The sequence below is a fragment of the Specibacter sp. NPDC078709 genome, assembly GCF_040686795.1.
GTDB lineage: Bacteria > Actinomycetota > Actinomycetes > Actinomycetales > Micrococcaceae > Specibacter.
In genome coordinates, this window is record NZ_JBFBLU010000001.1 from 144207 (window position 1) to 167543 (window position 23337).

Sequence of the window (23337 nt, forward strand, 5' to 3'; positions counted from 1 at the left end):
CATGAAAACCGCCAATGAGCCCTCGTGGCTGTTTACGTGCGTGGCTCTGCTGGGAATCGCCGCCTTATCGAGTGCGGCAGCCTCTAGTTTGTTGCCCGGCTTCGGTGAAGCGGTCGACGGCGGACCCTCGGCTAGCGGGCTCGGCGGACCTTTGTTGGGGGTAGCCGGTGTTCTCTCGGCCATGTACGGGCTAGCGGCGCTTGCCTATGGGCTTCTGGCATTGCGACATGGAAAGCTCATCAGGCCTGAAGTCCTGAACCCTGCCCTGGGGATCGCCGCTGGCATCCACCTCATCGGCTTGTTGCTGGGGTTGTGGCGGATGCCGGTGGCGGAGCGTACCTTTGACATCACGATCGCTGCAATGCTGGTTCTGGAACTCGCGGCGACGGCAGTTCTGGGCTGGGCCCTCAATGCCCCACTACGCAGTCCCCAAGGCCAGAAAAATTCTGTCGCCGGATCTTCGTCAGCTGCGGCCACGCCACGTACGGCGGCTGCAGTGGTAGGGACACTCTTTGCCATCTCGCTGTTCGTTGCCGCGTTGACCACCGTCGGCATGGCGGCGTCCACGGCCGGTGAGCTTGCTGTACCGCATTCGGGGCACAGCGATTCCGGTCCCGGCGGTTCGGGCCACATTGACCATAACAGCAACGTGATTCCCGAGAACCTCCAGCGGCTCAAGGACCAAGGACACCACCACTAAAAAAGTCTCCCGCCTTTCGCTTGCCGCCCGAGGCGAGATGACAGCAAAAGGCCCCGTCCGCCGTCGTACTTGAGAAAGTGACGGTGAACGGGGCCTTGTGCCTCAGGGCTAGTGCTCGGAAGCCTTTTCGGCTCCAACACCGGTGAGTGAACGGACGTCCATCTCAGCCTGGATGCGCGGATCCTCGGTGTTCTTATCCATGACAGTGCCCAACCAGCCCAGGAAGAAGGCGAGTGGGATAGAGATGATGCCGGGGTTGGCCAGCGGGAACCAGGAGAAGTCGGCGCCGGAGATCATGGCCTTTTCGTTGCCGGAAACCACCGGTGAGAAGGCGATCAGCAAGATGGCCGAGGCCAGGCCGCCGTACATGCTCCACAGTGCACCCTTGGTGGTGAACTTCTTCCAGAACAGCGAGTAGACGATGGTGGGCAGGTTCGCGGAGGCGGCAATGGCGAAGGCCAAGGCAACCAGGAACGCGATGTTCTGACCGTTGGCCAGGATGCCGCCGCCGATGGCGACCAGGCCGATCACGATGACGGTGCGTCGGGCAACCTTGACTTCCATTTCTGGCTTTGGCTCGCCCTTGACGATCACATTGGAGTAAATGTCGTGAGCGAAGGAAGCTGCCGCCGTGATGGTCAGGCCGGCCACCACTGCAAGGATCGTTGCGAAGGCAACAGCGGAGATGAAGCCGAGCAGGAGGGGGCCACCGATTACGAATGCCAGCAGCGGAGCCGCAGCATTCACGCCACCGGGAGCGGAGAGAATGGCTTCCTTGCCGATGAGTGCGCCGGCACCGTAGCCCAGCACCAAGGTGAAGATGTAGAAGCCACCGATGAGCCAGATGGCCCAAACCACGGACTTGCGAGCTTCCTTGGCGGTGGGAACCGTGTAGAAGCGCATCAGCACGTGCGGCAGAGCCGCGGTACCGAGCACAAGAGCCAAGGCCAGGGAGATGAAGTCCAGCGGAGCCTTACCGTACTGGGCTCCCGGGTTCAGCAGTGCTTCACCTACACCGCCTTCATTGATGGAGGTCTGAACTGCCGCATCCATGAGGGTGGAGAGGTTGAAGCCGTGCATAGCCAAGACGATGATCGTCATGATGGCTGCACCAATGATCAGCAGGAATGCCTTGATGATCTGTACCCAGGTGGTGCCCTTCATGCCACCGATCAGTACATACACGATCATCAAGACGCCAACAACGGCGATGACAATGTTCTGGCCGGCCTTGTTGGAGTTGTCCAAGCCGAGGAGCAGGGACACAAGACCACCGGCACCAGCCATCTGGGCCAGCAGGTAGAAGAAGCAAACCACCAAGGTTGTGGTTGCCGCGGCGATGCGCACGGGGCGCTGCTTCAGACGGAAGGAGAGCACATCCGCCATGGTGAACTTGCCCGTGTTGCGCAACAGCTCGGCAACGAGAAGAAGTGCCACGAGCCAGGCTACGAGGAAGCCGATGGAGTAGAGGAAGCCGTCGTAGCCGTTGATGGCAATGGCACCGGTAATGCCCAAGAAGGATGCGGCGGAAAGGTAGTCGCCGGCAATGGCTGTACCGTTCTGGCCACCGGAGAAGGACCGTCCTGCGGCGTAGTAATCGGCCGCGGTGTTGTTATTGCGACTGGCCCGGAACACCACAATCATGGTGACGGCAACAAAGGCAATAAAGATCAAAATGTTGATCCAGGAGTTCTCTTTCGTTTGGTCACTGAGCGACTTGGCCAGTGGTGCAACGTTGAGAAGTGCTGAGGACAGGCTCATGTACTAAACCTCTTCCTTGGTCATGCCGGATGCATCGATCTGTCGTTCCAGGCGTGTGCGAATGACCGCAGCCTGGGGATCGAGCTTGCGGTTGGCGTAGCTGACATACCAAGTGGTGATGCCAAAAGTGGTGACGAACTGGAACAGACCCATGATGAGGCCAATGTTGATGTTGCCCCAGACCTTGATGGACATGAAGTCATGGGCGTAGGCGGCCAAAAGGACGTAGGCGAAGTACCAAACCAAAAATCCGATGGCTACGGGGAAGACAAAGTTCCGGTGCGACTTCTTGAGCTGCTTGAACTCTTCCGAGTTCTGTTCAGCAATAAAGTCCACGGGTCCTTCGTGACTTGCTTGGGCAGAATTACCCATCATTCCTCCTTGAGTGATGTGATCTCTTTCACTATGAAGTGCCCCAGCTCACATTCATGCGTGCTTTGCACGGCGCCGCGGTGAACGGCATTGTCAGTGCGCTGAATGGTGCTGTGGCGGCTATTCTTTACAGCATGTCCACTCCCCTGTTGAGCGAATCAACACTCCTGCTCATAACAGCTATCGCCGTGGTGGTAGCCGCTGCCGCAGTGGTAGCCGCTGTCGGATTCCGGCTCTCCCGTTCGCACCGCGAATTGGGCACGGAGGCTGAGCACGCCACGTTTACTGCCCTGCATTCAGCGGCCGCAGCCGGGGAACAGCTCCGGGACGGGCTGGAACCTGCAGGAGCTCTCAAAGCCAGCAAGCAATTGCGCACACTGCTGAACTGTGCCGCGTTCGCCATGACCGACGACACCCGTCTGCTGGCCTGGGATGGCACCGGCGCCGCGTCCCGGCAACCTGATTCCGACGTCGTCATGGGCCTTGTGACCAAGGCGCTGAGCAACGGCCGCACCCAGGTGGCAACGCTGGATCCGGCGCTGCGCAAGGCCCTGGGGTTGGCGCCGGACAGCGATATGAAGGCAGCCGTGATCTGCCCTCTCAAGGTGGATTCGCGCGCCGTGGGGTGTGTCATGATCCTGTCAAAATCGCCCACTGCCGGCCTGGTACGGGCCACCAACGAGGTCGCCGCCTGGGTCTCAGCCCAGTTGGAATTGGCCGAGTTGAGTGCCTCCCGCACTTTGCTCGCAGAGGCCGAAGTACGAGCCCTGCGCGCCCAGATCAGCCCACATTTCATTTACAACTCCCTCAACGCCATCGCTTCCTTCATCAACACCGATCCGCAACGTGCCCGTGACCTGGTGGTGGAATTCGCCGACTTCACCCGCTATTCCTTCCGCCGGCACGGGGACTTCACCACCCTTGCCGAAGAGCTCCGCTGCATTGATCGGTACCTGCTGCTGGAAAACGCCCGTTTCGGGGACCGTCTCCAGGTCAGCTTGCAGATTGCCCCGGAGGTCCTCAGCACGGTCATTCCCTTCCTCAGCCTGCAGCCCCTCGTGGAAAACGCTGTCCGGCACGGCTTTGAGACCAAGCCCGGCAAGGGGCTGGTGCAAATTAGCGCCCGGGACCTTGGCGCCTACACCGAGGTCACCATCGAGGACGACGGCGTGGGGATGGATCCCGAGCAACTGCGGCTAGTTCTCGCTGGGCGACATGATGGGACGCACGTGGGCCTGCGGAATGTTGACACCCGCCTGCGCCAGGTTTACGGGGACGAGCACGGCCTCACCATCGACACCGGCGTTGGACACGGCATGTTGATCACCATGACAGTACCCAAGAACCAGCCCGGCCATGACGCGTAGGCCTTCCTCCGCCGCGCCAAGCCGTACCCTTGGATACATGATTAATGTCCTGGTGGCTGATGATGAGCTGCCCGCTGTGGAAGAGTTGGCGTTTCTTTTGGGCCGTGACCCGCGTGTGGGCACCATCCATCGAGCCATGAGCGGTGCCGAAGCCTTGGACCTGCTGGCGGTGCACACCGTTGATGCGGTGTTCCTGGACATCCACATGCCTGGCCTCTCCGGGCTGGAGCTAGCGGCAGTGATTGGCAAACGCAGCAACCCTCCCGTAGTGGTTTTTGTAACGGCCGACGACGACCGGGCTCTGGAAGCTTTCGAGCTGGCGGCAGTGGACTACCTGCTCAAGCCGCTGCGCACCGAACGCCTTACTCGCACCGTGGACCGGGTCGTGGAACTGGTAACCCAACCGGCCATCGCCGCAGAAGAAGTCGAAATGATCACGGTAGATCAAGGTGGCATTAGCCGAATCATCCGGCTCGATGAAGTGAAATTTGTGCAGGCCCAGGGCGACTACGCCCGGCTCCACACGGCTGAAGCCAGCTACCTCATCAGGGTGCCGTTGGCAGACTTGGAACAACGCTGGGCCGAGTCCGGTTTTATCCGCATTCACCGCTCGTATTTGGTGTGCATGTCCTTTGTGACCGCTTTGAAACTCAGCGCGGCAAAGCCCACTGTGTTGGTGGGCAACTCCGTCTTGCCAGTGAGCCGCCGTCATGTGCCGGTTCTGCGTGAACATTTACAAGCCACCCGGGTACGGCCTGCACCATGAGTTTCGGTCCCAACCGTCCCCCGGCCCAAGGCCGTGTCCGGGTCTCAGCCCCTCGCACCCAAGCCCGGGCTATCCCCGCCCAAACATCTGTCTCGCAGGAAGTTGCCGAACAGTCCGCCGTGGGCGAGGTCATGGTCCAGTCGCTGATTCGTTCACAACTGCGGCTGGCTCTGGTTGTAACAGCCGGGTTCATGGCGTCCCTCTTACTGTGTTGGGCACTGGTCCGATGGGTGCCGCTCTTCGCAGATTGGCGCATCTTGGGCATTCCCGCACCGTGGTTGCTGCTGGGCGTGGGCGCGTATCCCATCATCGGGATCTGCGCTTGGTTGTATGTCCGTGCCGCCACCAAGAACGAGGCCCAGTACCGGGACCTCGTGGAGGAAAAATGAATCCTGCCATTGGCTACACGGCACTCATCGTCGTCTCTGTCGTAACCGCCGTCATAGGCTTTTATGGGCTGCGAATCTCACGGACCACCAGCGATTTCTACGTAGCATCACGCACCGTCAAGCCATGGTGGAATGCTTCGGCCATTGGCGGGGAATATCTCTCAGCCGCCAGCTTCCTCGGCATCGCCGGACTCATCGTCATGACCGGGGTCGACGCCCTGTGGTTTCCCATCGGCTACACCGCCGGCTACCTCATGCTGCTGTTTTTCGTGGCCGCTCCCCTGCGCCGTTCGGGGGCCTACACCATCCCAGATTTTGCCGAGGCTAGGCTGGAATCTGCTACGGCCCGTTATGTCACGAGCATTCTGGTAGTGGTGGTGGGCTGGTTTTACATCGTTCCGCAATTGCATGGGGCGGCCCTAACCATCCGCACCACCACGGGCCTGCCTTCGTGGGTTGGCGCCGGAGCAGTCGTGGTGGTGGTGGTCCTGACGGTGGTCACCGGTGGCATGCGGTCCATCACTTTCGTGCAGGCTTTCCAATACTGGCTCAAGCTCACAGCACTGGCTGTCCCCGCCATCTTCATCCTGCTGATGCTCAGCGGCGGCACCGGACCCACCATCCCCGCTGGCACGGAACTGTTCCCACCCACCAGTCCCATTACCGGAGACTCCACCTACCGCACGCTATCCCTGCTCATTGCTCTGCTCTTTGGCACCCTCGGCCTACCGCACGTTCTAGTGCGCTTTTATACCAACCCCGACGGCGCAGCAGCCCGCCGCACAACCTTGATCGTGCTGGGACTACTCTCCTTCTTTTACCTGTTCCCCACCATTTACGGGGTACTGGGACGGGTGTTCCTGCCCGAACTGGCAGAGGGCGGCTACCCCGACGCCACCGTGTTGCTGCTGCCTGGCACCTTGGTGGGCGGCATGGCCGGTGACTTGCTTTCTGCCTTGGTCGTGGCTGGCGCCTTCGCCGCCTTCTTGTCCACCACCTCAGGACTGGTGGTCTCACTGGCTGGGGTCATCAGCCAAGACCTCCTGGGGGGAAGCGTAAGGGGATTTAGGCTCGCGGCCGTGCTGGCCGCCGTCGTACCTTTTGGCTTTGCCATGATGACCGATTCGCTGGCCCTGGCAGGCAGTGTGGGACTCGTTTTTGCCTTCACAGCGTCCACCATTTGCCCCTTGCTGCTGCTGGGGATCTGGTGGCGCGGACTCACCGATGCTGGCGCGGTTGCCGGTATGGCCACGGGCGGCATCTTGTGTGGTGCAGCGATTGTGGCCGGTGTCCGGGTGGATCCAGATTCACCGTGGCGCGATCTTCTAACCCAACCCGCCGCGTGGACCGTTCCGGCTGCTTTCTTGGTCACCATCATCGTCTCCAGAGCAACCAAGCACCGGCGCAGCGCATCGGTCTCCCGCTTCATGACCAAACTGCATGTGCCAGAACGCCCCTTGGCGCAGGAGAGTCCCAGGGCTTAGGCCGGTTTAAGCGTCCTGGCCAGCTGGGGCGTCATAGAGGGTGGTGGGTTACTTCCCTGGTACCGGGTCAATCGATGCCATGAGCTCAACCACGCGATCCAGGAACGCGTCAACCTGGCTTTCCTCATAGCCGTCGGCGCCCTTTGCTGTGGCAAATACTGCCCGTCGAACTACATCGACGCTGAGCTCGCCGTTGTCTTCCACGTAGACCAGGAGTTCACGGCATAGTAGGTCCACGTCTTCGACGCTGTAGCTTTGTGCGTTTCGTCTGCTGGGGCGGCGGAAGCGTTCCCCGTCGGGGCGGTGCAGTCGGGCCCTCAGCACGGAAGCGGTTTTGCCGATCTTCATCATCCAGGCTTTTTCGCCCTCGGCTGCGATGAGGAGTTCCTTTTCCCGGAGCACAAATTCGTCTTCAATCCGATCCATCGCCGCATCCACGGCTTGGGCGCTGTAGCCGCCTCGGGCCGGGTCAAAGGACGCCGTACGCACGTCGTGGCTGGTGATGGCCTTGCCGTGGCTGTCTGTGTTCAGGAAGTAGGCGCGGGCACGTTCTAAGAACACGTCCACTTGCTTGACGTTGTAGCCAACTTCCTTGGGACCCACCAATTTGAATTTGGAGGTGGTCCGGGGTTTTTCTTCCACAGTCACAGTCATTCCTTGAACTTGTCTCGTTACGAGGTGCAACTCACGCTGCATGGCACGGGGACCTGGTGTTAGAACCGGCCTAAAACAGTAAAGATCGCGTATGCCACGGGGGCAGCAAACAAAATTGAGTCCAGCCGATCCATGACGCCGCCATGTCCGGGTAGAAGATTACTCATGTCCTTGACACCGAGTTCTCGCTTCACCATGGATTCGGCGAAGTCTCCTCCGGTTCCGGCAAAGACCATGCCGATGGCCAGAGCCAAGCCTACCCACCAGTGCTGATCGAGCAAGAACACCGTCGCAGGAATGGCCACCAAGGTGGCTCCACCCAACGATCCGGCGAACCCTTCCCAGGACTTTTTCGGACTGATTTTTGGGGCCATGGGGTGCTTGCCAAACAACACACCCACTAGGTAACCAAAGGTGTCATTGGCAACCACCAGCAAGAGCATGATGATCACCTGCACTACACCGGGGTTCATATGTGCAAGATCCAGCGTCATTCCAAGCGTGGCGCCATTGTCAGAACGCAACATGAGGAAGACGAAGCTGAGTAAGAACGGTATCCACATGAGGGAGAACAGACCCGCCAGAATGCTCTTGATAGCACCCGGTTCAGGATCCAAAGAACGCCACAAGACGGTGGCTCCAGCGCTGGCAACGAGGGCGAACAACAGCCCCTCAGAACCGGCAAAGTACGCCGCGGATGGCATCGCCAAAGCTCCCACCATGACAGGAGTCAGGGGGGCCTTGATCCCCCTACCGGCCACTGCACGGGTCACTTCCCAAACACCGGCACAAGCAAACACCGTAGCGAGAGCAACAAAAGCGACCGGGTAGAACAACAGCGAGCCGATGACCAGCACCAACAAGATGACGCCCACAGTGATAGCTGCTGGGAGATCACGTCCTGCTTTGGGAGTCCTCGGCGCCTTCAGCGCGGTGGCATCGGAAGGCATCGCAGCGATGGGACCTGCCGGAACCGGTATGAGCGGAAGCCCCGTCACCTGCAAAGCCGATACCGGCTCAGGAGCGGCGGCAGCCAAAGCGGGAGTTAGCTCATCCGGAGCTGCTGCCTCAGCTTGCCCCTCCTGAGTGTCATCGTCGATGACATGGGGAACGGTGACCATTGGCGCAGCGGTGTTGCCCGGGGCGGTGTTGCCCGGGGCGGACTCGCCGACGTCGAGCTGAGCCGCACTATCAGCGTTGTCCGAGCTGTCCGAGCTGTCAGTGCTATCGGTGCTGCTGGCAGCATTGGAATCAGAGTTGTCATCGGTGCTGGCCTGAGCGTCTCCGGCTACTGCTGGTTCCGCCTGCTCTTGCAATGATGACGTGACTGATTCCTGCGCAGAACTTTCCTGGTCCGCTGCTTCAGGCTCCGCAGTCACCGGTTCGGCGACCACGGGAGCTTCATGCACGCTATTTTTGGGCACGACAATGGGAATCATGCCGGTCAGCTCAGCGTGACGGCGCGCTTTCCGCGTGGGAAATTGATAGTCAGCTGGCGGTGGCACCAGCCGGACGTCCGGTTTTGCCGCGGCAGGCTCCTGATCAGAGCCTGCCGGCGTGCGCTTTGGGTCCTTCATTAGACCTCGAGAAGCTCGACTTCCTTGCGCTTAAGCAACTCATCGATGTTGTCTGTGTGGGCCTTGGTCAGCGCATCCAATTCCTTTTCGGCGCGGTTACCCTCGTCTTCACCGGCATCGCCATCCTTGACCAGCTTGTCCAGCTGCTCCTTGGCTTTGCGGCGGATGTTGCGGACCGATATCTTGGCATCCTCACCCTTGGTGCGGACAATCTTGACGTATTCCTTGCGGCGTTCCTGCGTCAGTTCCGGCATCATGATGCGGATGACATTGCCGTCATTGGAGGGGTTTGCGCCAACCTCGGATGAGCTCAGTGCGCGCTCAATGTCATGCAACGCCGTCTTGTCGAACGGTGTGATGAGCAAGGTGCGAGCTTCCGGCACTGCGAAGGATGCCAGCTGCTGCAAGGGGGTGGGCGAACCGTAGTACTCCACCATGACTTTATGGAACATGGCGGGGTTGGCTCGGCCGGTGCGCACCGCAGAGAATTCCTCCTTGGCTACCTCAACGGCCTTGTCCATCTTTTCCTCAGCCTCGAGCAAGGTATCTTCAATCACGCGTCTCTCCCTCAATAAGTGTCTTTACTTCTTTCCGCGGCACATGCCCACGGCAATTCTGAACCCATCCTACCGTGACGGGCGCGCCACAGCGCCCCGCCACTGGGCAGGTCTAGCGATATTTACGGGGTGACCCGGGTACCCAGTTCTTCACCGAGAATGGCGCGGGCTACATTGCCTTCGCCTTCCATGCCGAAGACCAGCATGTTCACGTTGTTGTCCTTGCACAAGCTGAAGGCAGTCTGGTCCATGACACGGATGTCGCGGGCCATGGCTTCGTCATAGCTGAGGCTATCGAGCTTGACGGCGGTGGGGTCCTTCTTGGGATCGGCGGTATAGACGCCATCAACACCATTCTTGGCCATGAGTACCTCGTCGGCGTGGACTTCCAGCGCGCGCTGGGCGGCAACAGTATCGGTGGAGAAGTACGGCAAGCCGGCGCCGGCGCCGAAGATGACCACGCGGCCCTTCTCGAGGTGGCGAATGGCACGCCGTGGGATGTAGGCTTCTGCGACCTGGCCCATGGTGATGGCGCTCTGAACACGGGTATCCACACCCGCCTGCTCGAGGAAGTCCTGCAGGGCCAGGCAGTTCATGACGGTGCCCAGCATGCCCATGTAGTCCGCGCGGGAGCGGTCCATCCCGGAGGCGGAGAGTTCGGCGCCCCGGAAGAAATTTCCACCGCCTACAACAATGGCCACCTCGACCTGGCCAACAGTGCTGGCAATCTGCTTGGCGATGCCGCGGATGGTCTCCGGATCAACACCGAGCTTGCCTGCGCCAAAGACCTCGCCGGAGAGCTTCAACAGCACACGACGGCGTTTGGCCACCCCCGCTGTAGGTGCTGCGCTGCTCTGCTCTGTCTGCGAAATATTCGTGGTCATAGTGCCTTCCGTGGGTACAGATTCTTGGCTGCTGGTGTAGGTGTTTACTTCACACCAACGGCTGCGTGCCGTTGTGCTTTTAATGTCTCGTGCAGATGTACTCTGCCGGGGCGGTGTCGACTGTAGGGGTGCGTCTAAGATCATATCCGATGCTTGGGCGCAAAGAAGGGGCAACCGCAGTTTGCGGCCACCCCTTCTTCGTCACATCCTGATTGCTGCACGGAGTCGTGCAACTCAGAAACGTAGAATTATGCTCCGACGCGGAAACGTGCGAAGGCAACAGGCTTGACGCCCGCTTCGGAAAGAACAGCGGCAACGCTCTTCTTGGCATCCTTGGCGAAGGACTGGTCAACCAGAACGATTTCCTTGAAGAAGCCGGTCAAACGACCCTCAACGATCTTCGTCATGGCCGCTTCAGGCTTGCCTTCTGCCTGTGCAGTTTCGGTGGCGATGCGGCGTTCGCTCTCAACGACGTCAGCAGCAACTTCGTCGCGGGTCAGGAACGTCGGGGACATAGCAGCGATGTGCACGGCTACGTCGTGAGCGACTTCCTGGTTGTCACCGTCAACGGCGAACAGCACGCCAACCTGGGCCGGGAGGTCCTTGGAGGTCTTGTGCAGGTAAGCGTCAACCGTTGCACCTTCAACGCGTGCAAGGCGGCGGATGGCAACCTTTTCACCCAAGAGTGCACCGGCTTCAATGACGACCTCGGACATGGGCTTGCCGTCTACGTCAACGGCCAGCAGTGCTTCAACATCGGTTGCACCGGAGGAGATGGCCGTGGCCAGAACCTTGTTGGAGAATTCGATGAAGGGAGCAGCCTTGGCAACGAAGTCAGTTTCGCAGTTGACTTCAACCATGACGCCAACACCGTTGTCAACAGCTGCGGCAACGAGGCCTTCAGCGGTTGAGCGGCCTTCGCGCTTAGTGGCGCCCTTAAGGCCCTTGATGCGGATGAGCTCCATCGCCTTGTCGGCGTCGCCGTTCGCCTCGTCGAGAGCCTTCTTGACGTCCATCATGCCTGCGCCCGTGCGCTCGCGCAGAGCCTTAATATCAGCGGCGGTGTAGTTCGCCATATGAACTCCTCAGAATAAATGTTTGAGTATGTAAATCGGTTTTAGGCCAGTTCTGGCAGGACCACTTTGCCTTGTGAGCGGTGCGATCCTGCCAGCGTCTGGTTCCTCAGGTGGCAGCTTCGACGGATGAATCCATCGGAGTTACCGGGAAAAGATTCTTACTTCTCGGTTGCAGCTTCAGCAGCAGCTTCGGCGGGTGCTTCAACAGCAGCCTCGACCGGTGCTTCTTCAGCAGCTTCAGCCGGAGCTTCAACAGCGGCTTCGGCGGCGGGTGCCTCGAGGAGTTCGCGCTCCCACTCAGCCAAGGGCTCAGCCGGTGCTTCGGTGTTGCCGGTTGCCTTGTTGTTGCGGGCGATCAGGCCTTCTGCAACAGCATCAGCGATAACGCGGGTCAACAGTGCAACGGAGCGGATGGCGTCGTCGTTACCCGGGATCGGGAAATCAACTTCGTCAGGGTTGCAGTTGGAGTCCAAGATGGCAACAACGGGGATGTTCAGCTTGTGTGCCTCGTCGATGGCGAGGTGTTCCTTCGGGGTGTCAACGACCCAGAGCAAGGACGGTGCCTTGGTCAGGTTGCGGATACCACCGAGGTTGGTCTGCAGCTTGGTCAGTTCACGCTTGAGGAGCAAGAGCTCCTTCTTGGTGTGGCCCGAGGAAGCAACGTCCTCGAAGTTGATCTCTTCGAGTTCCTTCATGCGAGCAATACGCTTGGAAACCGTCTGGAAGTTGGTGAGCATACCGCCCAACCAGCGCTGGTTTACGTAAGGCATGCCAACACGGGTGGCCTGCTCTGCGATGGCTTCCTGAGCTTGCTTCTTGGTACCGACGAAGAGTACGGTTCCGCCGTGTGCGACGGTGGACTTCGTGAACTCGTATGCGCGGTCAATGAAAGACAGTGACTGCTGCAGGTCGATGATGTAGATGCCGTTGCGCTCCGTGAGGATGAATCGCTTCATCTTCGGGTTCCAACGACGGGTCTGGTGTCCAAAGTGGACGCCGCTGTCAAGCAGCTGGCGCATTGTTACGACGGGCATGCCGACGCTCCTTTTTGATAATTTACGGTTATTTAGCCTTGGTTCCGCCGGTTTCCCGGTCAGGTTCCTTTGCTCCTGGCACCCATCGTGCATTCCATGAACCGCCGTGAGGCGGACCGTATGGGCACAATCCATCAGCAGGATCCAAGATCATTCTTGGATGCCTCGTCAGGGTGGGGTGCGCGTAGTCAGTGCACAAACAGCACACTGCTCTGTCAATGTTACTACAAGGCGGCCCTAGCGACTTACCACCTTCACTCCCCCACAGGCACGCTTTTTCGGGGCACCACTCACATTTGCCCATGCTCCCCTCGCGGAGGGTCCACTCTCGGCGCACGCTAGGTAAATGCACCTCACCTTCAGCCGCTTGCCACTTCTTCTCAGCACATTGCTGGGGCTGGTCTTCTTGCCGGGATCCGCGCCAGCCACTCCGGCCGTTTCGCTAGCTCCCCTTTCAAGTCCGACGTCGGCCACTCCCCTCCCGGCAACCCTCGCCTGGGGTTGGCCACTGGTGGGCAAGCCGTTGGTGGTGCACGCTTTTGACCCGCCTGCCCAGCCCTGGTTGGCGGGCCATCGGGGCGTGGACTTAGCCGCCACCCAAGGATCAGCGGTGCTGGCGCCAGCATCAGGAGTAGTGACCTTTGCCGGCGTCGTAGTTAATAGGTCAGTAGTGACTATCGTGGTGAACAACGGCCTGCGGCTAAGTTTTGAGCCCGTAACCACGTCCCTCAAGGCCGGTGACTCCGTGACGCGCGGACAAGAGATCGGCCATGTAGAGGGGCCCACGCATTGCGACGGATCCGTGACTCTGTCGTGCCTCCACTGGGGCGTTCGCCGCGGGGACCAGTACCTCAATCCCCTTCAGTTCATCCTCGATCTGCGCCCATCCGTATTGCTGCCATTGATCGACTGAGCATCGCCGCACGACTCATGATCAACAGACTAGACGTCGCACAATTGCGGCTCCTTACGCACTGGAACGTAGATGAGTATGGCGCCAGTTGCTCACTGGCGCCATACTCATCTACGTTCTATTTCTGCGTTCTATTTAATTCGCATAAACACTGCTGTCGGGCTATACGATGGCGGAGATTCCGGTGATGGCTCGTCCGGCAACCAACGTGTTGATCTCGTAGGTGCCTTCGTAGGAGTAGATGGCCTCGGAGTCTGCGAAGATCTTGGCGATTTCGTAGTCGGTAACAATGCCATTGCCGCCGAAGAGGCTGCGACCCATCGCAACCGTCTCGCGCATGCGTGCCGTGGTGAAGGCTTTGGCGAGTGCAGATTGCTCGTCTTTAGCCTGACCAAGGTCTTCCAGCTGTGAGAGCCGGACCATCATGCCGGTGGAAGCGACAATGTTGCCCAACATCTTCACCAGCTGATCCTGCACCATCTGGAAGGAAGCGATGGGGCGGCCAAATTGTTCGCGTTCAATGGCGTAGCGGCGGGTCACATCAAAGGCGGCCAGCTGCTGACCGACTGCCTGCCATGCAACGGCCAGACGGGTGACCTTGAGAACCTTATTGGTATCGCGGAAGCTGTTGCCACCAGCCAGCTTGAAATCGTGCGGGACCACCACGTTCTCTAGAACAATGTCTGCGTTCTGGACGGTGCGCAATGCCGTCTTATTTTCGATCTTCGTGGCACTGTAGCCCTCGAGCGTGGTGTCCACCATGAAGGCCTTGACCTGGTTATCGGCCACGTCGCGAGCGTAAATGACTACCCAGTCGGAGAACGTAGCGTTGCCGATCCAGCGCTTGGCGCCGTTGAGGATCCAGTTGTCGCCGTCACGCACAGCAGTGGTTCGGGTTCCGCCGGCCACATCAGACCCACCCAGGGGTTCGGTCAGTCCGAACGCGCCAATTTTCTTCAATGCGTAAATGTCCGGAAGCCAAGCAGCTTTTTGCTCTTCGGAGGCCAGCGCTTCAATTGAGCCAGTGAACAGTCCGTCATGGACGCCCATGAACGTTGCAATCGAGGCGTCGGCGCGGGTGAATTCTGCATGAGCCAATCCAGCAAAGAGGCTTGAATATCCCTGGCGGTGAACGGGACTCATCATGTCAAACTGGGCCAACTTGGGGATGATCTCCATGGGGAATTCACCGCGGTTCCAGCAGTCTGTGGCAATCGGCTTGACTTCCTTGGCCAAGAATTCACGGAGTTCCTGCAAGCGTCCGCGTTCCTTCTCGGAGAGCAGCTGCTCAAATCCATAGAAGTCACCATCGGCGTAGGGGAGGTTGTTAATATCTACTGCAGCCTTGGGCACGGAAATTCCTTTGCTTGTTCTCATCGGTAAACACCAGCTGTTCGGCGGAAAACCAAACTTGTTACTGATGAGTAACTTACCGTATCTGATGTGGCACAGGCAACACGGAGGCGGCGTCAGAGCCGAGATTCCCACCAAAACTCTGGGTTAGCGGCCAAAACTCTCACCAAAACGAAAAAGCCGCAGGCCAGTTCCTCCCGAAAGAGTCTCTGACCTGCGGCTCTACATGTAGGGCCACTCGGACTTGAACCGAGGACCTTAGGATTATGAGTCCCGCGCTCTAACCAGCTGAGCTATGGCCCCATGCAAGGTGCCTCGCCCGTTGACCATCTGGTCCAAGGGAAAAGCACTCTTACGATCTTAGAGGATGAGAAGCTAAACCGCGTGATCCTCGTAAGTTCCGCCACGATAAATGTCTTCGAAGGTGTCCAGCGTCTTGGTGAGCCCGTGGCGGGCCACCATCGAGTGGCTCGCCGCACCCATGGCTGCCCGGTCTTCCGGTGACAGCCGCATGATGGTGGTGATCTTTTCTTTCAGGTCATCACTGTCGTTCGGCGTGAACAAGTAGCCGTTGACGCCGTCGTCCACTAGGTGCGGCAGTGCCATGGCGTTGGCCAAGACCACCGGCGTGGAGGCGCTCATGGCTTCCAGCGTCACGAGCGACTGTAGTTCTGCGGTCCCGGGCATGACGAAGAGATCGGCTTTGAGGTAAACCTCTCGCAATTCTTCGTCGCTGATCAGTCCTGTAAAGGTGACCCGCGAAGACAGTCCCAGCCTTTCGGTCTGAGCCTTGAGCGCGTTCTTGACTTCGCCGCCACCCACAACCACGAGGTGCAGGTTCAGATCGGCAGGTGTCTTGGCCAAGGCATCGATGAGCACGTCGATGTGTTTTTCCTCAGCCAGGCGACCGACGAAGGCGATGGTCGGGTAGGGGTTGCGGGGAATGGTTTCGCCCTCGGCCAATTCATAGTTGCCCGATTCAATACCATTGGACAATGGCAGCACCTTACGCAGGAACGCGTGCTCATGCATGGCTTTGGCGGCCAGCGGCGTCGGAGTTGTGACAACATCGGCACGGCTCATGACCTTGCCCATGTCCCGCCAGGAAACCCTGCCAACAATGTTCTTGAACCACTGCGGGAACGGTAGGAACGGATTGAGGTTTTCCGGCATGAAGTGATTGGTGGCAACAATTCGGATGCCGCGTCGGGCAGCTTCGTACACAACGTGCTCACCGATCATGTAGTGACTCTGGACATGCACCACATCAGGCTTGATCACATCAAAGAGTGCTTTGATGTCTCGCTTGATTTCCCAGGGAAGGCTAATCCGGAAGTACTCATGGGTGGGAACAGACCGAGAGCGGAGCCTGTGCACAGTAGCCTCGGCACGCTGTTCGGTAAACATGGGGCCACTGTCGGCGCGGCATGCCATCACATGCACATTATGGCCTCTGGCCTTCATCCCTGTCGCTAGGCGGAAACAGAACTGTGCTGCCCCGTTGATGTGGGGCGGATAGGTATCTGCCGCAATCAAAATGGTAAGCGGTTTTTGGGCGCTTTCACTCGGGGTTGATGACACGGATAAAACTCCTGGTGGATTCTTCACTGGCCAGCGGGCCGGCTCAATTATTTACGTTGCTATTTCTTTGCAGCTCGACGCCGCTTCACCACATCCGGATGATGTCTGGACAACGCGATAACCCCAACGATAGCAAGGATCGCCGCCCCAGCCATGGCAATCGCCAGCACGGCGGGTACATCGTCATGAAGTTCACCCAAAATGGCAATTCCGATGGCAATTCCCACTATGGGGTCAATGACAGTCAACCCGGCAATCACCAAATCAGGTGGTCCGCTGGCGTACGCGCTCTGCACGAACCAGCTGCCCAATCCCCCAGCGGCGGCGATGGCGATCACCGAATACCACTGCACGTTGAGAAGATACAGTCCGTTGGGATCGAAGATCTGCTTGGAGATGATACGTGTCAAGACGGCGACAAATCCGAAGAGCATGCCGGAGCCAACAATGTAGAAAAATGATTTCAGGCGCCGTTTGAACAGGATGAAGGCGCCACCGAAAATGGTGACAACCACAGCTAGCAACATCACCACAGTCAGTTCTTCAGTGGTTGTGACGTGGGTATTCTCCTTGACCGCATTGACGGCCAGAAGCACGAACAGGGCGCTCCCGGCAACACAGGCGGTAATAGAAACCACCGTGGCACGGTTGAGCCGGATCCCTTCATCGCGCGAATTCACAATGGTGGTAATCACCAGAGCTATCGCACCGATCGGCTGCACCACCGTCAAGGTCCCCAGCGTCAGGGCCACAACGTTCAAGGCTGTGCCAATACCCAGCAGCGTCAGACCCAATACCCAGCGGGGGTTAGTCAGCAGGCGCACAAAACCGGACCCGCCCAGTGCGAGCCCGCCCGTGTTGTTTTTCACTGCACTACCCTGGCGTTGCGCGCCAAACGCGAGGAAGAAAGCACCCGCCACGGCGCACAAGACGGCAACCCACATCATGGGCGGCCCTCAACAGAACCATCTAAACCGCCTGAACCGCCTGAACTGCCAGAACCGTCTGAACCATCAGAACCGTCCGAGCCAACCGAGCCAGCCGGCAGATGCAGTGCCCGGTGTTTGGCGAAAACTGCCACCATGTACTGGCTGAAGGCAATCACGTGCATGACCATTCCGGAGGCAAGGATCACCCAAGCCATCACAAACGTGAAATCGGAGTCCAAGGCTTTGGCCAGCAGCAGCATGGGCGTACCCACCATGAGCGCAGCCGTGCGTGTCTTCCCCAACATGGTGACCTTGAGGTCCGCGTCTCCGCGGAAGAAGTACAGCGTTGCCGCCAGCAGAACGACGTCGGGAATCACCAAGAGCAATAGCAGCCACAATGGCAGAATCTTAGCCAGCACCAAGGTGATGGTGACGGCCACGAGGGCGACCCTGTCGGCCAGCGGATCCATGATCCGGCCCAGCTGCGAGGTCTGGTTGAGTTTGCGCGCAACAAAGCCATCAATCCAGTCGGTGCAACCCATCATGGCCAGCACAAAGACTCCCCAGCCATACTCCTGCTTGGCCAAGACCAACCAGACAAACAAGGGAGTGCCAAGGAATCTGACTACCGTGATGATGTTGGGGATGGTGACAATGGCGTTGGACGAGTCAATGTGCGTTGTTGAGCTGTCGGCCATGTCGCTCACCTCCCCCGGAACAAGCACCTCGGACTGCTGGCGCAGCACCGAATCTGCCTCTCCCGTGAATCGCCATACTATGGGCGCGGATTATTTCTTCAACAACTTTCGCAGCAGCAGTCCACAAATGGTGGCAGACACGGCAAAGACAGCCAAGGGCTTCCACCGCTCTTTCGCCGTTTCGACTACCTGGCCGGCCGCACCGGCGGCGGCCTGATTGATGGTCTCCCGCGCACGATTCTTGGCGGTGTCCACCAAGTACGTGGCCTGCTTCTTCACATCGGCCTCGGAGACGAGTTCTTCACGCAGTCCCAAGAGATGTTCGCGTCGGGCGGCAGTGCGTGCCAAGAGCTCGTTCTCGCTGGCCTTGGGCCCGTGCTCGGCTTCCTTGGCAGCGCGTTCAGCCTTCTCCTTGGCTGCAGCGGCGTCAGCTTCTGCGGCGGCGGCCTTCTTCTCTTCCTTGCTCAGCTCAGCCGGGTCCAAAGTAGCCGGGTCAAACTCACGGCCCTCTTTGATGATGCCGATATCGTGACGAATCCCACGCCAAGCCTGTTTGGGCAGCAACGGCAGTAGCGACTTGAACTTCAGGTAGCCAATGAGTGCACTGACACCGAGAACCACCAGAAGGGCCCCGCAGACGATCAGCGCTGAGAGCCACAGCGGCACCACGGTGGCCAAGCCAGCGATGGCGGCCACCACGAGGGCAATAACCAGCAACACCGTGAACACCAGAGCCAGTGCGGCAAAGACTGCCACACCCCCCACCTTGGCCTTCTTGTGTTCCAACTCCAGCTTGGCCAAAGCAATTTCATCGTTTATTTGCCGCGGCAGCAGCCGGGAAGCCGTCTTCGCTGCTTCAATCAGGGCAGAACCGTGGTCCTTTGAGTTTTCGTCCGCCGCGATATGCAGATCCTTATCCACAACCGTCACTGAGTCCGCCTCCATCGTGTGTGTTCGTGTCGAAGGGTAAAGACCGTCACGAACCCGAAATCTTTGTAGCGCCTCCTCCGCGGTGGCACTACCGTAATGACAAAATTACCATCCATCACCCCAGCAGCGGGCGCCCACCTGCCGCGGCAACGTTACGGATTGGAAAAGCTCTCGATTTTCCTGCCGCCCAGGTGGCCGAATCTGCCCCGAGTGGACCACAGTTGCACCGTTTCACAAGCGCATAACATAATTCAGGGGGTGGCACTTTCTCACCGCTCTCCCACCCAACGCGCACACCACATTTTTGAGGATTCTCTACTTGACCAGCACTGTTCACCCCGGCGACTCCCTGTCACGCAGGCAAAAACTAATCTATATTCTCGTGCTGGGGCTACTGACCGCTCTTGGCCCGTTCACCATTGATCTCTATCTCCCCGCATTTCCCATCATCGGCGAGGAGTTCGGAGTCAGCGCCACCGCCGTCCAGCTGACCCTGACCGCAACGACGATCGGCTTTGCAGCTGGCCAGCTGGTCGTGGGCCCTTTCAGCGACAAATTCGGACGCCGGATGCCGTTGATCCTGGCCACAGCGTTGCATGTCGGTGCGTCTGTTGGCGCGGCCATGTCCACCGACATCACCATGTTGGGCGTTTTCCGTGTCCTCCAGGGCATCGGCGCCGCCGGTGGCGGTGTTGTGGCAATGGCCATGGTCCGCGACCTCTTCGGCGGCTACCAGCTGGTACGCATGCTCTCCCGCATGGCCCTGGTCAACGGCATGGCCCCGATCTTGGCTCCCGTGGTTGGTTCCCAGCTCTTGGGCATCATGGACTGGCCGGGCATCTTCTGGTTCTTGGCCGCGTACGGCGCGCTCGTGGTTGTGGCAGCCTCCGTCTTCATCATTGAGACCCTGCCACCTGAAAGGCGGAAGTCCGACGGCGTGACTGTCGCCGACCGCTACAAGGCCGTGTTCAGCGACAGAATCTTTGTCGGCACACTCTTTGTGGGCGGGTTTAATTTCGCTGCACTGTTCACCTATCTGTCTGCCTCAACGTTCCTTTTCCAAAACACCTTCGGTTTCACCCCGCAACAATATGGCTACCTCTTCGCGGTGAACTCAGTTGGAGTGGTGCTTGGTGTCCAAATCGCATCCAGGATCATGCGCCACACAGGCCCCCAGTGGGTCATTGCGTGGGCCACGGTGGCTCAAGTTGCGGCGGCTTTAGCCATGATTATTGGCGACCAGCTCGGTCTTGGTCTGTGGGGCGTCATTGTTCCCCTGTGGTTCTTCATATGCGCCACCGGGTTCATGTTCCCCTCAGTCCAGGTCATGGGTCTGGCGCGCAATAGCAAGCAAGCTGGCACGGCCGCGTCGCTTTTGGGCGCCGTAACCTTTGGTTTCGCCGGCCTGATCACTCCGGTCGTGGGTTTCATCGGCGTCGCCACCGCCACCCCCATGGCGATCATCATGGGCGGCTCCATCTTGCTGGCGATGACCGCGCTCTGGGTGATTGTGCGTCCGCGAATGGTCCCGGCGATCTAGTCCCACGAAAAGAACCGCAGTCCCTGCTGAGGCGGGGACTGCGGTTCTTTTTATGCTGTGCCAGCCGTGGCGTGGCGCGGCGTGGCGAACACCGAACACCACATATGAGAACGCCACCCAGATTTGAAAACGCAGATGATGCGATGAAAATCGCGAATTTGTCGCGTCTTCTGCAGTCTCGAACAGGTTCAGCGCATCATCTGCAGTTTCGAAGCAGAAGCCACTGAAACGAGCCACTGACATGCCCGGGCCGTACACACATTTTGGCCGCTAACCCCTGCACTCGAGTCGCCACATATGGCCCGTTTAATCGCATTTTCGGGGCCAGATATGGCGACTCGAAGATGTCGATCGGAAGAAGGTGTTAGGGGTTAGCGCTAGCGGCTAATAAAAAATCCCCGCACTCACATGGAGTACGGGGATTTTTTATGAAAGCTCCCCCACCTGGACTTGAACCAGGAACCTTTCGATTAACAGTCGAACGCTCTGCCAATTGAGCTATAGGGGAATGCGGCAAGTAAATCTTAGCAGTAACTCACAGTTGAAATCAAATTAGATCAAAACCGATCATTTCCGCACACTCAACACAATAATTGTCTCCGGCCCACAGATAGGACCGGAGACAATTTTGTCTTGGCTCCCCCACCTGGACTTGAACCAGGAACCTTTCGATTAACAGTCGAACGCTCTGCCAATTGAGCTATAGGGGATCGTGCAGGAACAACAATAACAAAGGGTTGCCAAGTTGTGAAATCGGGCCGCTCTAGGCTCCCTAACCGTCCCCACGAAGCTGTCTACGCGCCGTTTCCAGCTCCATTAACTCGCGCTGGAGCAGGTTATAGCTCTCCGGATCAACAGCCGGATCCATGCGCTGCAGGGCCCCCAAGCGCTCCTCTTTGAGCCGTGTGATTTGCAGCTCAAAAAGCCGGCGCAAAATATCCCGGCAATATCGCATCAACGTCTCTTCACGAGTGGCCGGCAACGGGCTCAGCGCCAGCTCAGCCAACAGCGATCCCAGCTCAGGCGGAACATGCTCCCGAACCGCCTCCAGCCACTGCGAGGACGCCACCTGCGACTCCCCTGCCTGATAAATCCCCTGCTGCACAGCCTTGTACGCCGGCACCACAAATTCCGTCGCGGCGAAATGCTGCCAGTTCCCCGCGGACAAGAACCCAGGATGCTGCAAAACAACCTCCAACGCCTCCCGCTCCATGCGCCCCTGCGGATCTCGCGGATCCGGCCTAGCTACTGTAGGCGGCGCCTGCTCCACCTCGGCTGCCGGCATCTGCTGATGACGGGCGACGTCGTTCCTGAAGTTCCCCTGCCCCGCACCTTGACTGCCGGGCTGGGCGTGGGCACGACGCTCGGCACCCTTGACCGCCCGCAGCACCTCGTTGGGATCTGCCATGCCGAGCCAGCCAGCAAGTTCCTGGCTGTAACCCATCCGGGTGGAGGCGTCGCGGATTGAGGCCACCACGGGGGCCGAGGCGCGTAGGCCACTGACCCTGCCCTCAACCGTACTCAGATCGAACTTGGCCAAGGTGGTGCGGATGGCGAATTCAAAGAGTGGTCGCCGTGAGCGGATCAGGGCGTGGACAGCTTCATCGCCCTTTCGTTGACGCAACTCACAGGGATCGGCGCCGGAGGGCTCAACGGCTACAAACGTCTGTGCGGTGAAACGTTGGTCCTCATCGAAGGCCTTCAGCGCAGCCTTCTGGCCGGCCGCGTCGCCGTCGAAGGTGAACACCACTTCCCCGCCGGTCCCGTCGTCGGAGAGCAGTCGCCTGGCGACCTTGATGTGATCGGTACCGAAGGCGGTGCCACAGGTGGCCACGGCGGTGTCCACGCCGGCCAGGTGACAGGCCATGACGTCCGTGTAGCCTTCCACCACTACCAGCTGGCGTTTGGAGGCGATGGACTTCTTCGCCAAATCGATGCCGTACAGCACCTGCGACTTCTTGTAGAGGCTGGTCTCCGGGGTGTTCAGATACTTAGGGCCTTGGTCATCGTCAAAAAGTTTACGGGCACCAAAGCCCACAGTGTCCCCGGCAATGTCGCGGATGGGCCAGATCAGGCGGCCGCGGAATCTGTCGTAAATGCCGCGTTGACCTTCGGAGAACATGCCGGTCAACTTCAACTCATCCTGGGTGAAACCCTTGCCCGTCAGGTGTTTGAGGAGGGCGTCCCAGCCTTGCGGGGCAAAGCCCACGCCGAAGCGTTCAGCGGCTTCGCGGTCAAAGCCGCGCTCATCCAGAAACTGCCGGCCAGCGGCGGCGGCAGGGGTGAGAAGTTGGGCGCGGAAGAATTCACCGGCGATTTTGTGGGCGTCCAGCAGGCGCTGCCGCTTACCTACATCTTCGCGGCGCGGTCCGGTTCCGCCGTCCTCGTAGCGCAGCTCGTAGCCAATACGGCCGGCCAGTTTTTCCACTGCCTCAGAAAATGAAATGTGATCCATTTTCTGAATGAAGGAGATGACATCGCCACTCTCCTGGCAACCGAAGCAATGGAAATAACCCATTTGCGGGCGGACATGGAAGGAGGGGCTGCGCTCGTCATGAAAGGGGCACAGACCCTTGAAGGAACCGATCCCCGCCGATTTCAAGGTGACGTAAGAGTCAACAATTTCCTTGAGGTCGGTGCGATTCCGCACCTCATCAATATCTTCACGTTTAATCAGGCCAGCCACTGGGCCAGTTTACGTGAGTTGGCGACGCCGATGACCAGGGGTCCCGACACTGGGTGCCGCTGCCCGGCCAGCTGGGGCTGTGGAGG

The 23337-nt window shown here is 59.2% G+C and carries 21 protein-coding genes and 3 tRNA genes; 7 read left to right on the forward strand and 17 right to left on the reverse strand.

Going from position 1 to position 23337, the window contains the following annotated elements; translation table 11 throughout:
- Position 1 precedes the first annotated feature (1 nt).
- Positions 2-700 carry a hypothetical protein gene (locus tag AB0P14_RS00680; protein WP_363836563.1) on the forward strand — a complete coding sequence of 233 codons (699 nt, stop codon included), beginning with the start codon at positions 2-4 and terminating at the stop codon, positions 698-700.
- Positions 701-808: 108 nt separating this feature from the next.
- Here AB0P14_RS00680 and AB0P14_RS00685 read toward each other — a convergent pair whose 3' ends face one another.
- Both AB0P14_RS00685 and AB0P14_RS00690 read right to left on the reverse strand, forming a co-directional pair.
- The gene (locus AB0P14_RS00685) at positions 809-2461 is read right to left on the reverse strand and encodes a sodium/solute symporter (RefSeq protein WP_363836565.1); all 1653 of its coding nucleotides are present in this window, start codon (positions 2459-2461) and stop codon (positions 809-811) included.
- A gap of 3 nt (positions 2462-2464) precedes the next feature.
- Positions 2465-2833, reverse strand: a complete 369-nt coding sequence (locus tag AB0P14_RS00690) for a DUF485 domain-containing protein (RefSeq protein ID WP_363836567.1) — start codon at positions 2831-2833, stop codon at positions 2465-2467.
- A 134-nt stretch (positions 2834-2967) separates the two neighbouring features.
- Here AB0P14_RS00690 and AB0P14_RS00695 point away from each other — a divergent pair, with 134 nt between their 5' ends.
- From AB0P14_RS00695 to AB0P14_RS00710, 4 genes are read left to right on the forward strand one after another with little or no spacing between them, the layout of a single operon-like run.
- On the forward strand, positions 2968-4200 hold the full coding sequence (locus AB0P14_RS00695; protein ID WP_363838098.1) for a histidine kinase: 1233 nt from the start codon (positions 2968-2970) through the stop codon (positions 4198-4200).
- Between the two features lie 37 nt (positions 4201-4237).
- Positions 4238-4966, forward strand: a complete 729-nt coding sequence (locus tag AB0P14_RS00700; RefSeq protein ID WP_363836568.1) for a LytTR family DNA-binding domain-containing protein — start codon at positions 4238-4240, stop codon at positions 4964-4966.
- Positions 4963-5355: a hypothetical protein gene (locus AB0P14_RS00705; protein WP_363836570.1), complete on the forward strand. Its 393-nt coding sequence runs from the start codon at positions 4963-4965 to the stop codon at positions 5353-5355. Before AB0P14_RS00700 ends, AB0P14_RS00705 begins: the two co-directional genes overlap by 4 nt.
- Positions 5352-6839 (forward strand): cation acetate symporter, encoded by a 1488-nt coding sequence (locus AB0P14_RS00710; RefSeq protein WP_363836572.1) that lies wholly within the window; start codon positions 5352-5354, stop codon positions 6837-6839. Before AB0P14_RS00705 ends, AB0P14_RS00710 begins: the two co-directional genes overlap by 4 nt.
- Positions 6840-6887: 48 nt before the next feature.
- Here the strand turns inward: AB0P14_RS00710 and AB0P14_RS00715 are convergent, their stop codons facing one another.
- From AB0P14_RS00715 to rpsB, 6 genes are all read right to left on the reverse strand, one after another.
- Positions 6888-7481, reverse strand: a complete 594-nt coding sequence (locus AB0P14_RS00715) for a DivIVA domain-containing protein (protein WP_363838101.1) — start codon at positions 7479-7481, stop codon at positions 6888-6890.
- A gap of 71 nt (positions 7482-7552) precedes the next feature.
- Positions 7553-8932: a phosphatidate cytidylyltransferase gene (locus tag AB0P14_RS00720; RefSeq protein ID WP_363836574.1), complete on the reverse strand. Its 1380-nt coding sequence runs from the start codon at positions 8930-8932 to the stop codon at positions 7553-7555.
- A gap of 137 nt (positions 8933-9069) precedes the next feature.
- Positions 9070-9627 carry a ribosome recycling factor gene (gene frr / locus AB0P14_RS00725; RefSeq protein WP_363836575.1) on the reverse strand — a complete coding sequence of 186 codons (558 nt, stop codon included), beginning with the start codon at positions 9625-9627 and terminating at the stop codon, positions 9070-9072.
- 122 nt (positions 9628-9749) lie between these two features.
- Entirely contained in the window at positions 9750-10511 is a 762-nt protein-coding gene (gene pyrH, locus AB0P14_RS00730) for a UMP kinase (RefSeq protein ID WP_363836577.1), read from the reverse strand.
- 248 nt (positions 10512-10759) lie between these two features.
- Positions 10760-11587 carry a translation elongation factor Ts gene (tsf, locus tag AB0P14_RS00735; protein WP_363836578.1) on the reverse strand — a complete coding sequence of 276 codons (828 nt, stop codon included), beginning with the start codon at positions 11585-11587 and terminating at the stop codon, positions 10760-10762.
- Between the two features lie 158 nt (positions 11588-11745).
- The gene (gene rpsB, locus AB0P14_RS00740; protein ID WP_363836580.1) at positions 11746-12621 is read right to left on the reverse strand and encodes a 30S ribosomal protein S2; all 876 of its coding nucleotides are present in this window, start codon (positions 12619-12621) and stop codon (positions 11746-11748) included.
- 346 nt (positions 12622-12967) lie between these two features.
- Here rpsB and AB0P14_RS00745 point away from each other — a divergent pair, with 346 nt between their 5' ends.
- Positions 12968-13534, forward strand: a complete 567-nt coding sequence (locus tag AB0P14_RS00745; protein WP_363836581.1) for a peptidoglycan DD-metalloendopeptidase family protein — start codon at positions 12968-12970, stop codon at positions 13532-13534.
- 162 nt (positions 13535-13696) lie between these two features.
- Here the strand turns inward: AB0P14_RS00745 and AB0P14_RS00750 are convergent, their stop codons facing one another.
- The 6 genes from AB0P14_RS00750 to AB0P14_RS00775 form a co-directional block, all read right to left on the reverse strand.
- The gene (locus AB0P14_RS00750; protein ID WP_363836583.1) at positions 13697-14911 is read right to left on the reverse strand and encodes an acyl-CoA dehydrogenase family protein; all 1215 of its coding nucleotides are present in this window, start codon (positions 14909-14911) and stop codon (positions 13697-13699) included.
- Positions 14912-15116: 205 nt separating this feature from the next.
- Positions 15117-15190 (reverse strand) — tRNA-Ile (locus tag AB0P14_RS00755).
- Between the two features lie 72 nt (positions 15191-15262).
- Entirely contained in the window at positions 15263-16468 is a 1206-nt protein-coding gene (locus AB0P14_RS00760) for a glycosyltransferase (protein WP_363836585.1), read from the reverse strand.
- Between the two features lie 59 nt (positions 16469-16527).
- Entirely contained in the window at positions 16528-17415 is an 888-nt protein-coding gene (locus AB0P14_RS00765; protein WP_363836586.1) for a DMT family transporter, read from the reverse strand.
- Entirely contained in the window at positions 17412-18095 is a 684-nt protein-coding gene (locus AB0P14_RS00770) for a CDP-alcohol phosphatidyltransferase family protein (RefSeq protein WP_363836588.1), read from the reverse strand. The genes AB0P14_RS00765 and AB0P14_RS00770 overlap by 4 nt, the downstream gene beginning before the upstream one ends.
- A gap of 90 nt (positions 18096-18185) precedes the next feature.
- Entirely contained in the window at positions 18186-19025 is an 840-nt protein-coding gene (locus AB0P14_RS00775; RefSeq protein ID WP_363836589.1) for a phage holin family protein, read from the reverse strand.
- Between the two features lie 319 nt (positions 19026-19344).
- Between AB0P14_RS00775 and AB0P14_RS00780 the strand changes: the two genes are divergently transcribed.
- Complete coding sequence (locus AB0P14_RS00780; protein ID WP_363836591.1) at positions 19345-20565, forward strand: multidrug effflux MFS transporter; 1221 nt, start codon at positions 19345-19347, stop codon at positions 20563-20565.
- Between the two features lie 435 nt (positions 20566-21000).
- Here the strand turns inward: AB0P14_RS00780 and AB0P14_RS00785 are convergent.
- The 3 genes from AB0P14_RS00785 to dnaG all read right to left on the reverse strand — a co-directional run bounded on the left by AB0P14_RS00785 (position 21001) and on the right by dnaG (position 23251).
- Positions 21001-21073: transfer RNA gene (locus tag AB0P14_RS00785), tRNA-Asn, on the reverse strand.
- Positions 21074-21199: 126 nt separating this feature from the next.
- Positions 21200-21275, reverse strand: a tRNA-Asn gene (locus AB0P14_RS00790).
- A 62-nt stretch (positions 21276-21337) separates the two neighbouring features.
- Positions 21338-23251 (reverse strand): DNA primase, encoded by a 1914-nt coding sequence (gene dnaG, locus AB0P14_RS00795; protein ID WP_363836592.1) that lies wholly within the window; start codon positions 23249-23251, stop codon positions 21338-21340.
- Between the last annotated feature and the right edge of the window lie 86 nt (positions 23252-23337).